Source organism: Streptomyces sp. NBC_01264, from assembly GCF_026340675.1.
Classification (GTDB): domain Bacteria; phylum Actinomycetota; class Actinomycetes; order Streptomycetales; family Streptomycetaceae; genus Streptomyces.
Genome location: NZ_JAPEOX010000001.1, coordinates 5708366 through 5729275 on the forward strand (window position 1 = coordinate 5708366; position 20910 = coordinate 5729275).

Consider the following 20910-nt stretch of genomic DNA (forward strand, 5'->3'; position numbering starts at 1 on the left):
CTCCTTCACGCGCCGGACTCCGCCCGGACCCGTTCCCGGGGCGGAGCCCCAGGGGCTTTCAGCCCGTCCGGCGTTTGAGGACCGGGGTCCGGGCAGCGCCCGGGGAACGGCGGAAGGGCGGGTAGGGGAACTCCGCCCCGCGCAGCGGGACAGCCGTAGCGGGGTCAGCCCGGCTGGAGGGTCAGGGCGTAGCGGCGGGAGATGCGGGGGCCGCCCGGCACGGGGGAGCGGTCCTGCAGGGTCATGCCCAGCCGCTCCGCCACCGCGATCGAGCGGACATTCGCATCGTCGATCATCGCCACAACATCCGGCACCCCAGCCCCCCGCACCCGCTCCAGCGTCGCCAGCGCAGCCGCGTACGCGTACCCCCGCCCCCATGCGGAGCGCCCGAGCCGCCACCCGATCTCGATCTCCCCGACCGGCCCCCACCCCTTCGACTCCGGCCACGGCTGCGCCCCGGTGAAACCGAGCACCTCCCCGTCCGCGTCCAGCAGGGTCCACAGGCAGAAGCCGAGGCGCGCGTCGTGCATCCGCTGCCGGGCGGTGATCTCCTCGTAGAAGGAGAGCTCGGCGGGGCCGCCGAGGAACTCCATGACGTCGGGGTCGTGGAAGACCCGGTGCCAGGCGTGCGCGTCCTCGTCCGTGGGCACACGGAGCTGGACGACGGGGAGCGGCCGGGTCGGCGAGGTGGTCACAGGGGGCAGCCCTTCGGATCGCGATCTCTCTCGCTGCATAGACTGCACAGGTCTTGTGCCAATGGGCACCCTTTATCGAGCCTTCGGGAGACCCGCCGTGACCGAGCCCCTCTCCGAGCACTCCGCGGACGTGATCGTCGTCGGGGCCGGGCCCGCCGGCTCGACCACTGCTTATTACCTGGCCAAGGCCGGACTTGACGTCCTGCTCCTGGAGAAGACCGCGTTCCCCCGCGAGAAGGTCTGCGGCGACGGCCTGACCCCGCGCGCCACCAAGCAGCTGGTGTCGATGGGCATCGACATCTCCGAAGAGGCCGGCTGGCTGCGCAACAAGGGCCTGCGCATCATCGGCGGCGGCCAGCGGCTCCAGCTGGACTGGCCGGAGCTGGCCTCCTTCCCCGACTACGGACTCGTCCGCAAGCGCGACGACTTCGACGAGACCCTGGCCCGCCAGGCCCAGAAGGCGGGCGCCCGCCTCTACGAGCGCTGCAACGTCGGCGAGCCCGTACGCGATCCCCGTACCGGCCACATCACCGGCGTGACGGCGAAGCTCGGTGAGGAGAAGACCCCGGTCACCTTCAGCGCCCCGCTCGTGGTCGCGGCCGACGGCAACTCCTCCCGGCTCTCCCTGGCCATGGGCCTGCACCGCCGCGAGGACCGCCCGATGGGCGTGGCCGTACGCACCTACTTCACCTCCCCGCGCCACGACGACGACTACCTGGAGTCCTGGCTGGAGCTCTGGGACCGGCGCGGCGCCGAGGACCGGCTGCTGCCCGGCTACGGCTGGATCTTCGGCATGGGCGACGGCACCTCCAACGTCGGCCTCGGCATCCTCAACTCCTCCTCCGCCTTCAAGGAGCTGGACTGGCGCGAGGTCCTCAAGGCCTGGTGCGCCTCGATGCCGGAGGACTGGGGCTACACCCCCGACAACATGACGCAGCCCATCCGCGGCGCGGCCCTGCCGATGGCCTTCAACCGCCAGCCGCACTACACCAAGGGGCTGCTGCTCGTCGGTGACGCGGGCGGGCTCGTCAACCCGTTCAACGGCGAGGGCATCGCCTACGCGATGGAGTCGGGCCAGATCGCCGCCGACGTCATCGTCCAGGCGCACTCCCGCGCCACCCCGGCCCTGCGCGAACTGACCCTGCACAGCTACCCGAAGGTCCTGAAGGAGACCTACGGCGGCTACTACACCCTGGGCCGCGCCTTCGTGAAGCTCATCGGCAACCCGAAGATCATGAAGGTCGCCGCCCAGCGCGGCCTGAGCCACCCGGTGCTGATGAAGTTCACCCTGAAGATGCTGGCCAACCTCACCGACCCGACGGGCGGCGACGCGATGGACCGCGTCATCAACGGCCTTTCGAAGGTCGCCCCCAAGGCCTGACCCTGGCCCTGGCCCTGGCCCGCGGGACCCCGTACGGGGTCCCGTCCGGGGTGTCCCCGGCAGGTGGGGGCGGGGCGTGGACCCGGCGGACGCAGCGGGCCAGGAGGGCCAGGCCGCAGAGGATCAGGGTGCCCGAGGCCGTCCACTCCAGGGTGAGCTCGAGCGGGGAGCCCGGCTTCTGCCAGGGGCGGGTGGTGGTCAGGAGCCAGCCGCCGAGGGACAGCATGCCGAGCCCGGCGGCGGCCGGGGCGGCATCGGGACCGGATCCGGGGCCGGGGGGTTCGTCGGACGGACTGGTCGTCACGGATCACCACTTCCTGGGGCGACTCGGGCGCGCCCGCCCCGGCCATCTTGGCAGGATCCCGCCCGCTCGGCACGGGGCGACCGCCAGACGGGACGGGCGGACAAGTTGGTTTCCAGGCAGGAAGTTTGGCTGACCAGCAGGCGAGAAGGGCCTTGTCCCAGGTCACCCCGGACTGTTCAATTTCCGAGCGTGAACAGGTCTTCCGTCATACGCTCCCGTCCGCTCCGCCGCCCCGCCCTCCCGGCCGCCGTCCTGCTGGCGCTGGTCCTGGCCGGCTGCTCGGATCCGGACGGCGGCAGCGCGCACGGGGAGCCGGAACTGGGCGAGGTGGCCGTCGCCCCCGCCACCGCCTCGATCTCGCTGCCCCTGGACGCGTACACGGACACCGACGCCGAGACGGTCCGCATGGGGCAGGTGCAGCAGCGGCTGCTCTCCCGGTGCATGGCCCGGTACGGGTTCCCGTACGAGGAGGTCATGCCCTCCGGCCAGGCCGGCGCCCAGGGGCCCGAGGGGCGGCACCGGGCGCTCTTCGGGGCGGCCGACGCGGAGTTCGCGGCGGCCCACGGCTACGACACCACCGCGGGCAAGGGGCGGCCGGTCAAGCCCCCGGCCGCACCGCTGAGCGAGAGCGCCACCCTGGTCATGCACGGCGAACGGCCGGGCGGGGCGCAGGGCGCCGCGCAGCCCCCGGACGCCGCGAGCGAGGAGGAGGCCGCGCAGGTGGACAGCGGCATCGACGTCGGGGGTCAGAAGGTGCCGCCCGGCGGCTGCATCCGGGAGGCGTACCGCAGGCTGTACGCGCCGACGAAGGACAGCGTGGACCTGCTGTTCCCGTTCGGCCTGGCCTCGGAGGCGCACGAACGCTCCAAGGGGGACTCGCGGGTGACCGAGGTGCTGAAGAACTGGTCCGCGTGCATGGAGAAGTCGGGGTACACCGGCCTGAAGGATCCCTACGAGGTCGTCCAGAAGCTCGGCCTGGAAGCCGATCTGGGCGGTCCGAAGGCCGTCACCGCGGCCAAGGCCGACGTCGCCTGCAAGCGCGAGGTGAACCTCGTCGGCGTCTGGGCGGCGGTGGAGAAGGCGTACCAGCAGCGGCTGGTGGAGGAGCAGGCCGAGACCCTCGCGCTGTACAAGAAGCAGCGCGAGGCCCGCTACAAGCTGGCGGCGGGGATCGTCTGAGCCGCGGCGCCGGTCAGGAGGGCCGGGGCAGGCAGGCCCGGTAGGCGTCGCGGTGGTCGCGCTTGAGCTCCTGCCACTGCTCGGAGGTGCCGCCGTCCTTCTGCTGCACCTCGGCGGTGACCGGATCCGGGTCCGGATACCAGGAGATGCCCTTCGCCCGCATGCACTCGGAGGCCTTGCGCGCGGCGGCCAGGTCCTGCGCGCTCGCCTGGACGGGGGAGGGCGACGGGAGCAGCGGCAGGCAGGCCCGCTGCGCCGGCGGGTACTGCGGGCTGTCCTTCTCCACGAAGTGCGGGGCCCTGTCGTCCCCGTAGGAGACGGTCATTCCGTGCTGCCGCATGCACGTGTAGAACGGCATGTCCGCCGCCGCGATCGAGGGTGTGGCGGTGGGACCTCCGCGAAGTCCGGGCTTTCCCGCTCCGGAGTCCGTCCCCGGGGATTCCCCGCCTCCGCATGCGGTCAGTGCGAGGCACAAAAGGAGTGACGAGGATATTTCGCGTACACGCACGAGGCGTTTCCCTTGCGGTCGGCGGAGTGGAAGGGCGCGTTGGTGCGGGAGCGGGGCACAAGGCCGCGGGAGAGCGTAATCGGGCACCCGCAAAGCGAACAAGTCCGTTACCCGCCAGCCAGGTTGTGGCCTGAAAAGCTGAGAAGCCCCTTGCCCTGCGGTGTCCCGGAAGGTTTAATCCCGGCCGGAATCAATTTCCTGAAGATGGAGAAATCGTCAATGAGTAAGGCCCTTAACAAAATCGCCGCCGGCTGCGCCGCCGCGGTATCCGTCGGCGCCGTTCTCCTGGCCTCGGCCGGTCCGGCCGCCGCCAACACCGAGCGGAACGGGTATCTGGAAACCAGCGAGTTCGGCCTTTACTACAACTCCAACCAGGGCGGCTGTGTCTTCGACCTGATGTCCTCGGACTGGAACTTCTACAACAACCTCTTCGTCGGGCCGGAGAACTGCGAGGGCCGGAACCGGGTGACGAACGACGACACCGCGTCCTACCGGAACCGGGACACCTACACGTGGAAGGTGGCGACCGAGGTGAACCTCACCGGTCTGATCGGTTCGCTCCCCCCGGGCTACACGGGCAACGCCACCGTCAACTTCAAGAACAAGATCACCTCGGCCACGTTCCTCGACTGACGGGCCGGCGCGGGTCCGCCTCCGCGGCTCCCCGCGCCTGCCCGGACGCCGCCCGGACGGAGCCCCGACGGCGCCGGGACCCCCTCCGAGGTCCCGGGGAGCCCCCGGGAGCCTCCGGACGCCTCCAGGAGCCCCCAGAGCGCCGAAAGGCCGGTACTCCACCCCCGAGCGGGGGAGTACCGGCCTTTCGTGCGTCACCGGGAGCGGCCCGGGGCTGCGGGGAGACGTCGGGGAGACGTCGGCGGAACTGTCAGAGGACGCGCACGGCGCCCGTCGGCTTGTCGTAGCTCAGGGAGCGCTCGACGATGCCGGTGCTGGGGTTCTGCGCGCCGACGAACTTGCCGCCGCCGACGTAGACGGCGACGTGGTACGCGCTGCCCTTGGAGCCCCAGTACAGGATGTCGCCCGGCTGGAGGGCGCTCAGGGAGACCGAGGTGCCGGCCGAGGACTGCGCCTGCGACATGCGCGGCAGGCTGATGCCCGCCTGGCGGTACGCGGCCTGGACCAGGCCCGAGCAGTCGAAGGAGGACGGGCCGGTGCCGCCCATGACGTACGCCTTGCCGACCTGCGCGCGGGCGAAGTTGACGATGGCGGCGGCGGAGCCGGTCGCGGGGGCCGTGACGGTGCCCTTGCCCTGCGAGGAGCCCCCGGAGGAGGTCCCCTTCGACGAGGAGGACGAGGAGGAGCCGGAGTTGCTCTGGAGCGAGGTGCGCTCCGTGCTGCGGCCGGCGCGCTCGGCCTCGGCCTTGCGGTCCGCCTCGGCCTTCGCCTTCGCGTCGGCGTCGGCCTTCTTCTGGGCGTCGGCCTTCAGCTTCTTCGCCTCGGCGGCGGCGCCCGTGCGGGCGGTCTCCTCCAGGGCGTTGAGCTCGCCGTCGACGGCGAGGGCGCGGGTGTTCTCCGCGGCCTTGGTGACGGACGAGGAGACCTCGGCGGCCAGGTCCAGGTTGAGGACCGGCATTTCGAGGGTGGTCTCGTGCGCGGGCTCGGCGGAGGGGGTGGCGCTCGCCGTGCCGGCCATGGCCAGGGTGCTGAGGACGCCACCGGCAACTCCGGCGCGGACCGCGAGCTTCGAGGCGCTGCGGCGGGGCTTCCGGTGGCTGGGTATGTGAGCGGTGAGGGACATGGGTACAACCGCTATCAGGGCACGCCGGTTGCGTTCAAGAAACGTGGTCTGCGCCACAGTTGTGCGCGAAGCGGGCTAACCGGGCGCGTCGGACCTCTTATTGACGCCGTAACGGGCGAATCGGACAGCCGCTCGCAGGGCTGTGATCATGGGCTTTCCGCAATAAGTCCGAATTGATCCCGGGCTTACCATCCGCCCGCACAGATGGCCAAGCCCCGTTTCGGTACCCCGAACTCCGAGTGGCGCAGGTCACAGGAGTGTCACGCCATGCGGACGCTGTGGCCCTCCTGTGACCGAACCGTGAACGCGCCGAGGGGTCGGGGCCGGGTCGGGATCGGGTCGGGACCGGGTCGCGATCGATCCCGGGGCGGCCGTCGGCCGGACGTGGTGGTGTCTCCGGGTGACTTCCGGATGGCCTCCGGCCGCCCTTCGAGTCCCCTCTGCCCCGAGTTCGTGAACGCATGCACGCGTCCACTCCCGTCCTCGCGAGGTCCCCCGACCGGGGGACGCCGATCCCTTTATCATCACGCGCGCCCCCTCGCCAATTTGCGTGCAGGGGCCACGATTTGATAGTGCGACAGGCCTTCCACCTGCGACGACAGGTGCGGATGTCACCTTTGGTGATCATGTGGATGCTTCACGTATGAAGATCACCACTCATTGGGCTTCATGATCGTTCGTCAGGTGGTGGAGATCACAAACTCGTTGTTGTAACCCGTGTCGCAGATCACAGATGGGCGGGCATAAGATGCGCACCAGTCCGGCTTGTGAACTGCCTCACATGCGAGGCGGGGCGCGCGGCGCCGGCAGCGGTCCAACGGTCAAGGACGACTGGAAGGAGCGAGGAGCGTGAATGCGTACGCGCCCATCCTCGTGCTCGGCGCCCTCGGCGCAGGGTTTGCGATCTTCTCCGTGGTCATGGCCACGCTGATCGGTCCAAAACGGTACAACCGGGCAAAACTTGAAGCGTACGAGTGCGGCATCGAGCCCACTCCCATGCCCGCCGGTGGCGGCCGCTTCCCCATCAAGTACTACCTGACGGCGATGCTCTTCATCGTCTTCGACATCGAGGTTGTCTTCCTCTACCCCTGGGCGGTCACCTTCGACTCGCTGGGGATCTTCGGGCTCGTCGAGATGCTCCTCTTCGTGCTCACCGTCTTCGTCGCCTACGCCTACGTATGGCGCCGCGGCGGCCTGGAATGGGACTGAGGGGCTGAATTTCCATGGGACTGGAAGAGAAGCTGCCGAGCGGCTTTCTGCTGACCACCGTCGAACAGGCCGCGGGGTGGGTGCGCAAGGCGTCCGTCTTCCCGGCCACCTTCGGCCTGGCCTGCTGCGCCATCGAGATGATGACCACCGGAGCGGGCCGGTACGACCTGGCCCGCTTCGGCATGGAGGTCTTCCGCGGATCCCCGCGCCAGGCCGACCTGATGATCGTGGCCGGCCGGGTCAGCCAGAAGATGGCGCCGGTGCTGCGGCAGGTGTACGACCAGATGCCCGCTCCCAAGTGGGTCATCTCCATGGGGGTTTGTGCGTCTTCGGGTGGAATGTTCAACAACTATGCGATCGTCCAGGGCGTCGACCACATCGTCCCCGTGGACATCTACCTGCCCGGCTGCCCGCCCCGCCCCGAGATGCTGCTCGACGCGATCCTCAAGCTCCACCAGAAGATCCAGGGCGGCAAGCTCGGCGTGAACCGGGAAGAGGCGGCCCGCGAGGCGGAGGAGGCGGCCCTCAAGGCGCTCCCCACCATTGAGATGAAGGGGCTCCTGCGGTGAGCGAGGACCCGGCCGTGCACAGCGGCCCCCATGCCGGCGACGGCGACAACGTGCCCGCGCCCCGCGGAGCGGCCGGTCCCGAGGTGATCGGCGTCCGCAAAGGCATGTTCGGCGCCAGTGGCGGCGGCGACACCAGCGGCTACGGCGGCCTCGTGCGCACCGTGGCCCTGCCCGGCGCGAGCGCCCGCCCGTACGGCTCGTACTTCGACGAGGTCGTCGACGAGCTCGAAGGGGCGCTGGAGGAGCAGGACCTCGTCCCCGAGAACGCGATCGAGAAGGTCGTCGTCGACCGGGCGGAGCTGACCCTCCACATCGCGCGCGAGCACCTCCTCCTCGTCGCGAGGACGCTGCGCGACGACCCGGCCCTGCGCTTCGAGCTCTGCACCGGAGTGAGCGGGGTGCACTTCCCGGACGACAAGGGCCGCGAGCTGCACGCCGTCTACCACCTGCGCTCGCTCACCCACGGCCGGATCGTGCGGCTGGAGGTCACCGCCCCGGACGCCGACCCGCACGTGCCCTCGATCGTCTCGGTCTACCCGACCAACGACTGGCACGAGCGCGAGACGTACGACTTCTTCGGCCTGATCTTCGACGGCCACCCGGCGCTCACCCGGATCATGATGCCGGACGACTGGCAGGGCTTCCCGCAGCGCAAGGACTACCCGCTCGGCGGCATCGCCATCGAGTACAAGGGCGCCCAGATCCCGGCTCCCGACCAGCGGAGGTCGTACAGCTGATGTCCACTTCCCACAACGCCTCCGCCGACCACGCCTCGGCGCGCGAGACGACCGAGGGCACCGTCTACACCGTCACCGGCGGCGACTGGGACGAGATCGTCCAGTCGGCGGCCCGCGCGGACGACGAGCGGATCGTCGTCAACATGGGCCCCCAGCACCCCTCCACACACGGAGTGCTCCGCCTGATCCTGGAGATCGACGGCGAGACGGTCACCGAGGCCCGCTGCGGCATCGGCTACCTCCACACCGGCATCGAGAAGAACCTCGAGTACCGGAACTGGACGCAGGGCACCACCTTCGTCACGCGCATGGACTACCTGACGCCGTTCTTCAACGAGACGGCGTACTGCCTGGGCGTCGAGAAGCTGCTCGGCATCACCGATCAGATCCCGGACCGCGCCTCCGTCATCCGCGTCCTGCTGATGGAGCTCAACCGGCTCTCCTCCCACCTGGTGTGCATCGCCACCGGCGGCATGGAGCTGGGCGCGACCACGATCATGATCTACGGGTTCCGCGACCGCGAGCTGATCCTCGACGTGTTCGAGCTGATCACCGGACTGCGCATGAACCACGCGTTCATCCGCCCCGGCGGTCTCGCCCAGGACCTGCCCCCGGGCGCCGTGGACCAGCTCCGCGAGTTCGTGAAGACCATGAAGAAGAACCTGCCGGAGTACGACAGCCTCGCCACCGGCAACCCCATCTTCAAGGCCCGCATGCAGGACGTCGGCTACCTCGACCTCACCGGCTGCATGGCGCTCGGCGCCACCGGCCCGGTCCTGCGCTCGGCCGGCCTCCCGCACGACCTGCGCAAGACGGACCCGTACTGCGGCTACGAGAACTACGAGTTCGACGTACCGACCACCGAGTCCTGCGACTCCTACGGGCGGTTCCTGATCCGCCTGGAGGAGATGCGCCAGTCCCTGCGGATCGTCGAGCAGTGCCTGGAGCGGCTGGAGCCGGGCCCGGTCATGGTCGCCGACAAGAAGATCGCCTGGCCGGCGCAGCTCGCGATGGGCCCCGACGGCCTCGGCAACTCGCTCGACCACATCAAGCAGATCATGGGCACCTCCATGGAGTCCCTCATCCACCACTTCAAGCTGGTGACCGAGGGCTTCCGGGTACCGGCCGGCCAGGCCTACGCGGCCGTGGAGTCGCCCAAGGGCGAGCTCGGCGTGCACGTGGTCTCCGACGGCGGCACCCGCCCCTACCGGGTCCACTTCCGCGACCCGTCCTTCACCAACCTGCAGGCCATGGCGGCGATGTGCGAGGGCGGCCAGATCGCCGACGTCATCGTGGCCGTCGCCTCCATCGACCCCGTGATGGGAGGCGTCGACCGATGACAGCCAATCAGCCCGTATCAGGGGTGAGCCTGGGCATGCCCCAGCTTCCGGCACCCGACTTCCCGGCCGACGTGCGCGCCCGGCTCGAAGCGGACGCGAAGGAGGTCATCGCCCGCTACCCCGACAGCCGTTCCGCGCTGCTGCCGCTGCTCCACCTCATCCAGTCGGAGGAGGGCTACGTCTCGCGCACCGGCATCCGGTTCTGCGCCGAGGTGCTGGGCCTGACGACCGCCGAGGTCACGGCCGTGGCGACCTTCTACACGATGTACCGGCGCAAGCCCTCCGGGGACTACCAGGTCGGTGTCTGTACGAACACCCTGTGCGCGGTCATGGGCGGCGACGCCATCTTCGACGAGCTCAAGGAGCACCTCGGGGTCGGCAACAACGAGACCACCCCCGACGGCAAGGTCACCCTCGAGCACATCGAGTGTAACGCGGCCTGCGACTACGCCCCCGTGGTGATGGTCAACTGGGAGTTCTTCGACAACCAGACCCCCGAGTCCGCCAAGGCCATGGTGGACGACCTGCTGGCGGGCCGCCCCGTCGAGCCGACCCGGGGCGCGCCGCTGTGCACGTACAAGGAGACCGCCCGGATCCTGGCGGGCTTCCCCGACGAGCGCGAAGGCGCGGTCGAGGCGAGCGGCGGCGCGGGTCACGCCTCCCTGATCGGCCTGCGCATCGCGCGCGGCGAAGCCCCGCACGCCCCGATCGTGCACCCGCGCGGCGAGGCCACCATCGAGGGAGGGGAGTGATGACCGTGTCCACCGAACTGAGCAAGAACGGCACGAGTCCGGAGAAGCTCCTCGCGCCCGTCCTGTCGGCGTTCTGGGACGAGCCGCGGTCGTGGACGCTGGAGACCTACCGGCGCCACGAGGGCTACGAGGGCCTGCGCAAGGCGCTCGCCATGACCCCCGACGACCTGATCGCCTACGTGAAGGACTCGGGCCTGCGCGGACGCGGCGGCGCCGGCTTCCCCACCGGGATGAAGTGGCAGTTCATCCCGCAGGGCGACGGCAAGCCGCACTACCTCGTGGTGAACGCGGACGAGTCGGAGCCGGGCACCTGCAAGGACATCCCGCTCCTCTTCGCCAACCCGCACTCCCTCATCGAGGGAATGATCATCGCCTGCTACGCGATCCGCTCGGAGCACGCCTTCATCTACCTGCGCGGCGAGACCGTGCCGGTCCTGCGGCGCCTGCACGAGGCGGTCCGCGAGGCGTACGAGGCCGGCTTCCTCGGCGAGAACATCCTCGGGAGCGGCCTCAAGCTCGACATCACCGTGCATGCGGGAGCCGGCGCCTACATCTGCGGCGAGGAAACGGCCCTCCTGGACTCCCTCGAAGGCCGCCGCGGCCAGCCCCGGCTGCGTCCGCCCTTCCCCGCGGTCGAGGGGCTCTACGCCTGCCCCACCGTGGTGAACAACGTGGAGTCCATCGCCTCGGTTCCCGCGATCCTGAACCGGGGCAAGGACTGGTTCAAGTCGATGGGGACCGAGAAGTCCCCCGGCTTCACCCTGTACTCGCTCTCCGGGCACGTCGTCGGCCCCGGCCAGTACGAGGCCCCGCTCGGGATCACCCTGCGCCAGCTCCTCGACATGAGCGGCGGCATGCGCCCCGGGCACCGGCTGAAGTTCTGGACCCCGGGCGGCTCCTCCACCCCGATGTTCACCGAGGAGCACCTCGACGTCCCCCTCGACTACGAGGGCGTCGGCGCGGCCGGCTCCATGCTGGGCACCAAGGCCCTGCAGTGCTTCGACGAGACGACCTGCGTGGTGCGGGCGGTGACCCGCTGGACCGAGTTCTACGCCCACGAGTCCTGCGGCAAGTGCACCCCCTGCCGCGAAGGCACGTACTGGCTGGTCCAGTTGCTGCGCGACATCGAAGCCGGCAAGGGGGTCATGTCCGACCTCGACAAGCTGAACGACATCGCCGACAACATCAACGGCAAGTCGTTCTGCGCGCTGGGTGACGGCGCCGCCAGCCCCATCTTCTCCTCGCTCAAGTACTTCCGCGCGGAGTACGAGCAGCACATCACGGGCAAGGGCTGCCCCTTCGACCCCAAGAAGTCGACCCTCTGGGCCGACACGGAGGTGACCGCATGACCGTACTGCAACCGTCTAGCGGCTCCGCCGCGGGCTACGGCACCTCCGGCGGCGGAGAGGCCGTGGTCCCGCCGGACCACATCTCCCTGACCATCGACGGCATCGAACTGTCGGTGCCCAAGGGAACCCTGGTCATCCGGGCCGCCGAACAGCTCGGCATCGAGATCCCCCGGTTCTGCGACCACCCCCTCCTCTCCCCGGCCGGCGCCTGCCGCCAGTGCATCGTCGAGGTCGAGGGCCAGCGCAAGCCGATGGCCTCCTGCACCATCACCTGCACCGACGGCATGGTCGTCAAGACCCAGCTGACCTCCCCGGTCGCCGACAAGGCCCAGCGCGGAGTGATGGAGCTGCTGCTCATCAACCACCCGCTGGACTGCCCGGTCTGCGACAAGGGCGGCGAATGCCCGCTGCAGAACCAGGCGATGTCCCACGGCAACGCCGAATCGCGTTTCGAAGGCAAGAAGCGCACCTACGAGAAGCCGGTCCCGATCTCCACGCAGGTGCTGCTGGACCGCGAGCGGTGCGTGCTGTGCGCGCGCTGCACCCGCTTCTCCAACGAGATCGCCGGCGACCCGATGATCGAGCTCCTGGAGCGCGGCGCGCTCCAGCAGGTCGGCACCGGCGAGGGCGACCCCTTCGAGTCGTACTTCTCCGGCAACACCATCCAGATCTGCCCGGTCGGCGCCCTCACCTCGGCCGCCTACCGGTTCCGTTCCCGCCCCTTCGACCTCGTCTCCTCCCCGAGCGTGTGCGAGCACTGCGCGGGCGGCTGCGCGACGCGCACCGACCACCGCCGCGGCAAGGTGCTGCGCCGGATGGCCGCGGAGGACCCCGAGGTCAACGAGGAGTGGATCTGCGACAAGGGCCGCTTCGGGTTCCGCTACGCGCAGCGCCCCGACCGGCTCACCACCCCGCTGGTCCGCGGCAGCGACGGGGTCCTGGCCCCGGCGAGCTGGCCCGAGGCCCTGGAGGCCGCCGCCAACGGACTGGCCGCCGCGCGCGGGCGGGCCGGAGTGCTGACCGGCGGACGCCTCACCGTCGAGGACGCCTACGCGTACTCCAAGTTCGCCCGGGTCGTGCTCGACACCAACGACATCGACTTCCGGGCCCGGGTGCACAGCGCCGAGGAGGCCGAGTTCCTGGCGTCCTCCGTCGCGGGCACCGGCAAGGACCTGGACGGCGCCGGCGTCACCAACGCCTCGCTGGAGGCGGCCCCGGCCGTGCTCCTCGTCGGCATCGAGGCCGAGGAGGAGGCCCCCGGGGTCTTCCTGCGGCTGCGCAAGGCCCACCGCAAGCACAAGCAGCGGACCTTCGCCCTCGCCCCGTTCGCCACGCGCGGCCTGGAGAAGGCGGGCGGCACGCTGCTGGCCGCCGCCCCCGGCACCGAGCCCGAGTGGCTCAACGCCCTGGCCTCGCAGGCCGGCCTGGAGGACGGCGGCCAGGCCGCCGCCGACGCGCTGCGCCTGCCCGGCGCGGTCATCGTCGTGGGGGAGCGCCTCGCGGGCGTGCCCGGCGCGCTGACCGCGGCCGTACGGGCCTCCGCCGCGAGCGGCGCCACCCTGGTGTGGATCCCGCGCCGGGCCGGGGAGCGGGCCGCCGTCGAGGCGGGCGCGCTGCCGTCCCTGCTGCCGGGTGCCCGCCCCGCCACCGACCCGCGCGCCCGCGACGAGGTCGCGGCCGCCTGGGGCCTGGACGAGCTCCCGCACCGCTACGGCCGCGACACCGGCCAGATCGTCGAGGCTGCGGCGACCCGGGAACTCTCCGCCCTGCTGGTCGCGGGCGTCGAGCTCGCCGACCTGCCGGACCCGGCCCGTGCGAAGGCCGCGCTCCAGGAGGCCTTCGTGGTCTCCCTGGAACTGCGGCCCGGCGAGGTCACCGACCTCGCGGACGTGGTCTTCCCGGTCGCGGCCGTCGCCGAGAAGCCGGGCGCGTTCATCAACTGGGAGGGCAGGGTCCGGCCGTTCGAGGCCGCGCTCAAGCCCGAGCAGATGACCCGCCGGCTCGCCCCCGCCGACTCCCGCGTGCTGCACATGCTGGCCGACGCGGCCGACCGGCCGATCGCGCTGCCCGACGTACACGCCGTACGCCGGGAGCTCGACGGTCTCGGCCCGTGGGCCGGGGAGCGTGCCGAGGGACGGCCCGGGGACCGGGCGCTGCTGCCCCGTCCCGGCGCGGGAGAGGCCGTGCTCGCCGGGCACCGGCTCCTCCTCGACCAGGGGCTGCTCCAGGACGGCGACGAGGCCCTGGCCGGCACCCGGCACGAGGCAAGCGCCCGCCTGTCGGCCGCCACGGCCGCCGAGACCGGCGTCAAGCACGGCGACGTCCTCGCGGTGACCGGCCCCGCCGGCTCGGTGGAACTGCCGCTGCGCGTCACCGAGATGCCCGACCGGGTGGTCTGGCTCCCGATGAACTCCACCGGCTCCGGGGTCCTCGCCGACACCGGAGCCCGCCCGGGGGAGCTGGTCCGCATCGGCCCGGCCACCCCCGCCGACACCAGCGACTCCCCTGCGGAGGTGGGCGCGTGAACACCGTTCAGATCGCCGCCGAAGACCTCTCCCTGTTCGGCAGGGACGTCTGGTGGCTCGTCGTCGTCAAGGCGGTGTTCTGCTTCGCCTTCCTGATGGTGACCGTGCTGTTCTCCATCGTGTGGGAGCGCAAGGTCGTCGCCTGGATGCAGCTGCGCATCGGCCCCAACCGGCACGGCCCTTGGGGCATGCTCCAGTCGCTCGCCGACGGCGTGAAGCTGATGCTGAAGGAAGACCTGATCGTCAAGCGGGCCGACAAGGTCGTCTACGTCCTCGCCCCGATCATCGCGGCGATCCCGGCCTTCATGGCCATCGCGGTGATCCCCTTCGGCCCCTCGGGCAACGAGGTCTCCATCTTCGGCCAGCGCACCACGATGCAGCTGACCGACCTGCCCATCGCGATGCTCTACATCCTCGCGGTGGCCTCGGTCGGCATCTACGGCATCGTGCTGGCGGGCTGGTCCTCCGGCTCCACGTACCCGCTGCTCGGCGGCCTGCGCTCCTGCGCGCAGATGATCTCGTACGAGATCGCGATGGGCGCGGCCTTCGCCTCGGTCTTCCTCTACTCCGGGTCGATGTCGACCTCGGCGATCGTGGACGCCCAGGCGGACCGCTGGTACATCATCCTGCTGCCGGTCTCCTTCATCATCTACGTCATCACGATGGTCGGCGAGACGAACCGCGCCCCCTTCGACATGCCGGAGTCCGAGGGCGACCTGGTCGGCGGCTTCAACACCGAGTACTCCTCGATCAAGTTCGCGCTGTTCATGCTCGCCGAGTACGTCAACATGGTCACCGTCTCCGCGGTCTCCGTCACCCTGTTCCTGGGCGGCTGGCGGGCCCCGGCGCCGATCTCCACGTACTGGGAGGGCGCGAACCACGGCTGGTGGCCGATGCTCTGGTTCGTCCTCAAGGTCCAGCTGCTCCTCTTCTTCTTCATCTGGCTGCGCGGCACGCTCCCGCGCGTGCGCTACGACCAGCTGATGAAGCTCGGCTGGAAGGTGCTCATCCCGGTCTCCGTGGTGTGGCTGATGCTGGTCGCCACCGTCCGGGCGCTGCGCAACGAGAACTACGACTTCCAGGAGATCGTGCTCTACGTCGGCGGCGGGGTCATCGCGCTCCTGCTGCTGTCCTTCGTCGCGGACCTGTTCCGCGACAAGAAGGAGAAGACGGCCCTCGCGGACGCCGAACAGGCCGCGGCCGCCGAACCCTTCGACCCCCTGGCGGGCGGATTCCCCGTACCGCCCAAGCCCGGCCAGCACCTGGCACCCGTACCGCGCAGGCGGCCCCGCAGTGAGCGGGAGCTCATTGTCAGTGGCGCGGCGAATACTGAAAGTGACCGAGAGGAGGGTGCTGAGAATGTCTGACAAGTCTGACGCCGAGCAGGGCGAGAAGTGGCAGAACCCGGTGGCCGGCTTCGGCGTGACCTTCAAGGCCATGTTCAAGAAGCGCCTCACCGAGCAGTACCCGGAGCAGGAAAAGACCACCGCACCCCGCTTCCACGGGCGGCACCAGCTCAACCGCCACCCGGACGGTCTTGAGAAGTGCATCGGGTGCGAGCTGTGCGCCTGGGCCTGTCCCGCCGACGCGATCTACGTCGAGGGCGCGGACAACACCGAGGAGGAGCGCTACTCCCCGGGTGAGCGGTACGGCCGCGTCTACCAGATCAACTACGCCCGCTGCATCCTGTGCGGGCTGTGCGTCGAGGCGTGCCCGACCAGGGCGCTGACCATGACGAACGAGTTCGAACTGGCCGACTCCAGCCGCGAAGCGCTCATCTACACCAAGGAGCAGCTGCTCTCCGGGCTCACCGAGGGCATGGTCGAGGCACCGCACTCGATCTTCCCCGGCACCGACGACACGGACTACTACCGCGGGCTGGTGACCGGGGCGGCTCCCGGGACGGTCCGCCAGGTGGCCGTCTCCAAGGGCGAGGTCGCTGACAACACCTCCGAGGGGGTGGGCGCATGAGCTCCCTCGCCGCTGCCGCCACCCTCACCTCCTCCGGTGAGGCGGTCCAGTTCTGGATCCTCGGCACGGTCGCCGTCATCGGCGCGCTGGCCACGATCCTGATGAAGAAGGCCGTGCACAGCGCGCTGAGCCTGGCCGGGACGATGATCATCCTGGCGGTCTTCTACCTCGCCAACGGGGCGTACTTCCTCGGCATCGTCCAGGTCGTCGTCTACACCGGCGCGATCATGATGCTCTTCCTCTTCGTCGTCATGCTCGTCGGCGTCACCGCCGCGGACTCGCTGACCGAGACCATCAAGGGGCAGCGCTGGCTCGCCGTCCTGTGCGGACTCGGCTTCGGCATCCTGCTGATCGCCGGCATCTCCAACGCCCGGCTCACCCACTTCAACGGACTCGGCCGGATCAACTCCGGCGGGCACGTCGAGGGCCTGGCCACGCTGATCTTCACCAAGTACGTGTTCGCCTTCGAGATCACCGGCGCCCTGCTGATCACCGCGGCCGTCGGCGCGATGGTGCTCACGCACCGCGAGCGCACCGAGCGGGCCGCCACCCAGCGCGAACTCGCCGAGCGCCGCGTACGCGAGGGCGTACAGCTCCCGCCGCTGCCCGCACCCGGCGTCTACGCCCGGCACAACGCCGTGGACGTCGCGGGCCTGCTGCCGGACGGCACCCCCTCCGAGCTCACCGTCAACCAGACGCTGCGCGCCCGCGGCCAGATCAGGGACGTCTCCGGCCAGGCCCTGGACGACCTGAAGGCCCTGGAGCAGCGGTCCTCCGAGCGGCTCGGCCGCGACGCCCTCGATGCCCGAGAGGAGGCCTCGAAGTGAACCCGGTCAACTACCTGTACCTGTCCGCGCTGCTGTTCACCATCGGGGCGGCCGGAGTCCTGATCCGGAAGAACGCGATCGTGCTGTTCATGTGCGTGGAGCTCATGCTCAACGCCTGCAACCTCGCCTTCGTCACCTTCTCCCGGATGCACGGCAACCTCGACGGCCAGATCATCGCGTTCTTCACGATGGTCGTCGCCGCCGCCGAGGTCGTGGTGGGCCTCGCGATCATCGTGTCGCTGTTCCGTACCCGCCACTCGGCCTCGGTCGACGACGCCAGCCTGATGAAGCTGTAAGGGGCGTTCACAGTGGAGAACCTGATTGTGCTGCTGATCGCGGCGCCCCTGCTCGGAGCGGCGGTGCTGCTCTGCGGCGGCCGCCGCCTCGACAAGGTGGGGCACTGGCTCGGCACCCTGCTCGCCGCCGCCTCCTTCGGGACCGGCGTCGTCCTCTTCGCCGACATGCTCGGCCGCGGAGCCGAGGACCGCACCCTGCACCAGCGGCTGTTCACCTGGATCCCCGTCGAGGGCTTCCAGGCCGACATGGCCTTCCAGCTGGACCAGCTGTCGATGACGTTCGTCCTGCTGATCTCCGGCGTGGGCACGCTCATCCACATCTACTCCATCGGTTACATGGAGCACGACGAGCGGCGCCGCCGCTTCTTCGGCTACCTCAACCTGTTCGTCGCGGCCATGCTCCTGCTGGTGCTCGCCGACAACTACCTGCTGTTGTACTTCGGCTGGGAGGGCGTGGGCCTCGCCTCGTACCTCCTGATCGGCTTCTGGCAGCACAAGCCCAGCGCGGCCACCGCGGCCAAGAAGGCCTTCCTGGTCAACCGCGTCGGCGACATCGGCCTCTCGGTCGCCATCATGCTGATGTTCACCACGTTCGGGACCTTCGCCTTCGGCCCGGTCCTCGGCTCGGCGGACGACGCCTCCGAGGGCAAGCTGACGGCGATCGGCCTCATGCTGCTGCTGGCCGCCTGCGGCAAGTCGGCGCAGGTGCCGCTCCAGTCCTGGCTCGGGGACGCGATGGAGGGCCCGACCCCGGTCTCGGCCCTCATCCACGCGGCGACCATGGTCACCGCCGGCGTCTATCTGATCGTCCGCTCGGGCGCGATCTTCAACGGGGCGCCCGACGCCCAGCTGGTCGTCACCATCGTCGGAGCCGTCACGCTCCTCTTCGGTGCGATCGTCGGTTGCGCCAAGGACGACATCAAGAAGGCCCTCGCCGGATCGACGATGTCGCAGATCGGCTACATGATCCTGGCGGCCGGCCTCGGCCCCGTCGGGTACGTGTTCGCGATCATGCACCTGGTCACGCACGGCTTCTTCAAGGCGGGCCTCTTCCTCGGCGCCGGTTCCGTGATGCACGGGATGAACGACGAGGTCGACATGCGCAAGTACGGCGGCCTGCGCAAGTACATGCCGGTGACGTTCGCGACCTTCGGGCTGGGCTACCTCGCCATCATCGGCTTCCCGGGTCTGTCGGGCTTCTTCTCCAAGGACCTGATCATCGAGGCCGCCTTCGCCAAGGGCGGCACCCAGGGCTGGATCCTCGGCGGAGTCACCCTCCTCGGTGCGGCGATCACCGCCTTCTACATGACCCGCGTCATGCTCCTCACCTTCTTCGGCGAGAAGCGCTGGCAGCCGGACGCAGAGGGCCACGCGCCGCACCCGCACGAGTCCCCGAAGTCCATGACCATCCCGATGATCGTCCTGGCCTTCGGCTCGGTCTTCGCGGGCGGGTTCTTCGCGATCGGCGACCGCTTCCTGAACTGGCTGGAGCCCGTCACCGGACACCAGCACGGACACCCGCCGATCAGCGCCACGGCGGTCACCGCGGCCACCATGGTGGTCCTCGTCATCGGCGTCGCCATCGCCTGGGTGATGTACGGCAGGAAGCCCGTCCCGGTCGTCGCCCCGCGCGGCTCGCTCCTCACCCGGGCGGCCCGGCGGGACCTCTACCAGGACGACTTCAACCACGTGGTCCTCGTCCGCGGCGGGGAGCACCTGACCCGCTCCCTCGTCTACGTCGACCACAGCCTGGTCGACGGCGTGGTCAACGGGACGGCCGCCGGAGTCGGCGGGCTGTCGGGCCGGCTGCGCAAGCTGCAGAACGGCTACGTCCGCAGCTACGCGGTCTCGATGTTCGGGGGCACGGCGATCCTGATCGCCGCGACCCTGCTGATGAGGGCGGTGTGAGATGAGTTTCCCGCTTCTGACGGTGACGGCCGCGGTCCCCGCGGTCGGCGCGATCCTGACGGCGGCCGTCCCGGCCGCCCGCCGGACCGCCGCCAAATGGCTCGCCCTGCTCTTCTCGGTGGCGACCCTGGCCCTGGCCGTGCTCGTCGCGGTCCGCTTCGAGCCCGGTGGCGACCGCTACCAGCTCACCGAATCGCACGCCTGGATCGCGGACTTCGGCGTCCGCTACGAACTGGGCGTCGACGGCATCGGGGTGGTGCTGATCGCACTCACCGCGCTGCTGATCCCCTTCGTGATCGCGGCCGGCTGGCACGACGCCGACCCGCTGGAGACCTCCTCCTCGCGCTGGCGGCCGACCCAGGGCTTCTTCGCCCTGATCCTGCTGGTCGAGGCGATGGTGATCATCTCCTTCGAGGCCACCGACGTCTTCCTCTTCTACATCTTCTTCGAAGCCATGCTCATCCCGATGTACTTCCTCATCGGCGGCTTCGGCGACCGGGCACACTCCGGGTCAGATGAGAACGCGGCCGCGCAGCGCTCGTACGCGGCGGTCAAGTTCCTCCTCTACAACCTGGTCGGCGGCCTGATCATGCTGGCCGCCGTCATCGGGCTCTACGTGGTCGCCGGGAACTTCTCGCTCCAGGAGATCACCGCCGCCCGCGCCGCGGGCACGCTCGACATGGCGACCAACACCGAGCGGATGCTGTTCCTCGGCTTCTTCTTCGCCTTCGCGGTGAAGGCCCCGCTCTGGCCGCTGCACACCTGGCTGCCGAACGCGATGGGCGAGGCAACGGCCCCGGTAGCCGTCCTGATCACCGCCGTCGTCGACAAGGTCGGCACCTTCGCGATGCTCCGCTTCTGCCTCGGACTCTTCCCCGAGGCCAGTAAGTGGGCCACGCCGGTGATCCTGGTCCTGGCCCTGATCAGCATCGTCTACGGTGCGCTGGTCGCGGTCGGCCAGCGGGACATCAAGCGGCTGGTGGCGTACGCCTCCATCTCGCACTTCGGCTTCATCATCCTGGGCATCTTCGCGATGACCTCCCAGGGCCAGTCCGGCGCGACGCTCTACATGGTCAACCACGGGCTCTCGACGGCGGCGCTCATGCTGGTCGCCGGCTTCCTGATCTCGCGGCGCGGCTCCCGGCTCATCGCCGACTACGGCGGCGTGCAGAAGGTGGCCCCGGTCCTGGCCGGCACCTTCCTGATCGGCGGCCTGGCCACGCTCTCGCTCCCCGGCCTCGCCCCGTTCGTCAGTGAGTTCCTGGTCCTGGTCGGCACCTTCGCCCGGTACCCGGTCGTCGGCATCATCGCCACCTTCGGCATCGTGCTGGCGGCGCTCTACACGCTGGTCCTCTACCAGCGCACCATGACCGGCCCCCTCAAGGAGGAGGTCCGCACCATGCCGGACCTGCGCCTGCGGGAGGTCCTGGTGGTCGCCCCGCTGATCGCGCTGCTGATCGGACTGGGCGTCTACCCGAAGGTCCTGACCGACATCGTCAACCCGGCGGTGAAGCACACCATGTCGGACGTCAAGGAGACCGATCCGAAGCCCGAGGTGGCTGTCGAAGCGAAGCACTCCAACGAGGGGGAGGCGGCCAAGTGAG

Annotated in this window: 20 protein-coding genes; 16 read left to right on the forward strand and 4 right to left on the reverse strand. The window is 70.0% G+C overall.

Annotated features, from left to right (window positions below; genetic code table 11):
* Nucleotides 1-164: 164 nt before the first annotated feature.
* Nucleotides 165-695: a GNAT family N-acetyltransferase gene (locus OG435_RS26785; protein ID WP_266880487.1), complete on the reverse strand. Its 531-nt coding sequence runs from the start codon at nt 693-695 to the stop codon at nt 165-167.
* A 97-nt stretch (nt 696-792) separates the two neighbouring features.
* Here OG435_RS26785 and OG435_RS26790 point away from each other — a divergent pair, with 97 nt between their 5' ends.
* Nucleotides 793-2076: a geranylgeranyl reductase family protein gene (locus OG435_RS26790; protein ID WP_266880489.1), complete on the forward strand. Its 1284-nt coding sequence runs from the start codon at nt 793-795 to the stop codon at nt 2074-2076.
* On the opposite strand, the gene OG435_RS26795 is transcribed toward OG435_RS26790, so the two are convergent.
* Nucleotides 2042-2380, reverse strand: coding sequence for a hypothetical protein (locus OG435_RS26795; protein WP_266880491.1), 339 nt, complete (start codon nt 2378-2380; stop codon nt 2042-2044). The two genes, OG435_RS26790 and OG435_RS26795, sit on opposite strands and share 35 nt — an antisense overlap.
* Before the next feature lie 189 nt (nt 2381-2569).
* Here OG435_RS26795 and OG435_RS26800 point away from each other — a divergent pair, with 189 nt between their 5' ends.
* Nucleotides 2570-3559 (forward strand): hypothetical protein, encoded by a 990-nt coding sequence (locus tag OG435_RS26800; RefSeq protein WP_266880493.1) that lies wholly within the window; start codon nt 2570-2572, stop codon nt 3557-3559.
* A 13-nt stretch (nt 3560-3572) separates the two neighbouring features.
* Here OG435_RS26800 and OG435_RS26805 read toward each other — a convergent pair whose 3' ends face one another.
* The gene (locus OG435_RS26805) at nt 3573-3917 is read right to left on the reverse strand and encodes a hypothetical protein (protein ID WP_266880495.1); all 345 of its coding nucleotides are present in this window, start codon (nt 3915-3917) and stop codon (nt 3573-3575) included.
* A gap of 369 nt (nt 3918-4286) precedes the next feature.
* Here OG435_RS26805 and OG435_RS26810 point away from each other — a divergent pair, with 369 nt between their 5' ends.
* Entirely contained in the window at nt 4287-4700 is a 414-nt protein-coding gene (locus OG435_RS26810; RefSeq protein WP_266880497.1) for a hypothetical protein, read from the forward strand.
* 250 nt (nt 4701-4950) lie between these two features.
* On the opposite strand, the gene OG435_RS26815 is transcribed toward OG435_RS26810, so the two are convergent.
* Nucleotides 4951-5823 carry a C40 family peptidase gene (locus tag OG435_RS26815; protein ID WP_266880499.1) on the reverse strand — a complete coding sequence of 291 codons (873 nt, stop codon included), beginning with the start codon at nt 5821-5823 and terminating at the stop codon, nt 4951-4953.
* Between the two features lie 849 nt (nt 5824-6672).
* On the opposite strand from OG435_RS26815, the gene OG435_RS26820 reads away from it, so the two are divergent.
* Genes OG435_RS26820 through OG435_RS26880 form a run of 13 tightly spaced genes read left to right on the forward strand, consistent with a single transcriptional unit; the run spans nt 6673 to nt 20909 of the window.
* Nucleotides 6673-7032, forward strand: a complete 360-nt coding sequence (locus tag OG435_RS26820; RefSeq protein ID WP_030010013.1) for an NADH-quinone oxidoreductase subunit A — start codon at nt 6673-6675, stop codon at nt 7030-7032.
* Between the two features lie 14 nt (nt 7033-7046).
* A complete protein-coding gene (locus tag OG435_RS26825; RefSeq protein WP_243339941.1) occupies nt 7047-7601 on the forward strand; it encodes a NuoB/complex I 20 kDa subunit family protein in 555 nt (184 codons plus the stop codon).
* Nucleotides 7598-8338 carry an NADH-quinone oxidoreductase subunit C gene (locus OG435_RS26830; RefSeq protein ID WP_266880502.1) on the forward strand — a complete coding sequence of 247 codons (741 nt, stop codon included), beginning with the start codon at nt 7598-7600 and terminating at the stop codon, nt 8336-8338. The genes OG435_RS26825 and OG435_RS26830 overlap by 4 nt, the downstream gene beginning before the upstream one ends.
* Nucleotides 8338-9678, forward strand: coding sequence for an NADH-quinone oxidoreductase subunit D (locus OG435_RS26835; RefSeq protein ID WP_266880504.1), 1341 nt, complete (start codon nt 8338-8340; stop codon nt 9676-9678). Before OG435_RS26830 ends, OG435_RS26835 begins: the two co-directional genes overlap by 1 nt.
* Nucleotides 9675-10430, forward strand: a complete 756-nt coding sequence (gene nuoE / locus OG435_RS26840) for an NADH-quinone oxidoreductase subunit NuoE (protein WP_266880505.1) — start codon at nt 9675-9677, stop codon at nt 10428-10430. Before OG435_RS26835 ends, nuoE begins: the two co-directional genes overlap by 4 nt.
* Entirely contained in the window at nt 10430-11779 is a 1350-nt protein-coding gene (nuoF, locus tag OG435_RS26845) for an NADH-quinone oxidoreductase subunit NuoF (protein WP_266880506.1), read from the forward strand. The genes nuoE and nuoF overlap by 1 nt, the downstream gene beginning before the upstream one ends.
* Complete coding sequence (locus tag OG435_RS26850) at nt 11776-14304, forward strand: NADH-quinone oxidoreductase subunit G (RefSeq protein ID WP_266880508.1); 2529 nt, start codon at nt 11776-11778, stop codon at nt 14302-14304. Before nuoF ends, OG435_RS26850 begins: the two co-directional genes overlap by 4 nt.
* Complete coding sequence (gene nuoH, locus OG435_RS26855; RefSeq protein ID WP_266880510.1) at nt 14301-15671, forward strand: NADH-quinone oxidoreductase subunit NuoH; 1371 nt, start codon at nt 14301-14303, stop codon at nt 15669-15671. Before OG435_RS26850 ends, nuoH begins: the two co-directional genes overlap by 4 nt.
* Nucleotides 15664-16275, forward strand: a complete 612-nt coding sequence (nuoI, locus tag OG435_RS26860) for an NADH-quinone oxidoreductase subunit NuoI (RefSeq protein WP_266880511.1) — start codon at nt 15664-15666, stop codon at nt 16273-16275. Before nuoH ends, nuoI begins: the two co-directional genes overlap by 8 nt.
* Nucleotides 16272-17102 (forward strand): NADH-quinone oxidoreductase subunit J, encoded by an 831-nt coding sequence (locus tag OG435_RS26865; RefSeq protein ID WP_266880513.1) that lies wholly within the window; start codon nt 16272-16274, stop codon nt 17100-17102. The genes nuoI and OG435_RS26865 overlap by 4 nt, the downstream gene beginning before the upstream one ends.
* Nucleotides 17099-17398 carry an NADH-quinone oxidoreductase subunit NuoK gene (nuoK, locus tag OG435_RS26870; protein WP_112449176.1) on the forward strand — a complete coding sequence of 100 codons (300 nt, stop codon included), beginning with the start codon at nt 17099-17101 and terminating at the stop codon, nt 17396-17398. The genes OG435_RS26865 and nuoK overlap by 4 nt, the downstream gene beginning before the upstream one ends.
* 12 nt (nt 17399-17410) lie before the next feature.
* Entirely contained in the window at nt 17411-19306 is a 1896-nt protein-coding gene (nuoL, locus tag OG435_RS26875; RefSeq protein WP_266880516.1) for an NADH-quinone oxidoreductase subunit L, read from the forward strand.
* A 1-nt stretch (nt 19307) separates the two neighbouring features.
* The gene (locus OG435_RS26880) at nt 19308-20909 is read left to right on the forward strand and encodes an NADH-quinone oxidoreductase subunit M (RefSeq protein ID WP_266880517.1); all 1602 of its coding nucleotides are present in this window, start codon (nt 19308-19310) and stop codon (nt 20907-20909) included.
* The last annotated feature ends 1 nt before the right edge of the window (nt 20910 follow it).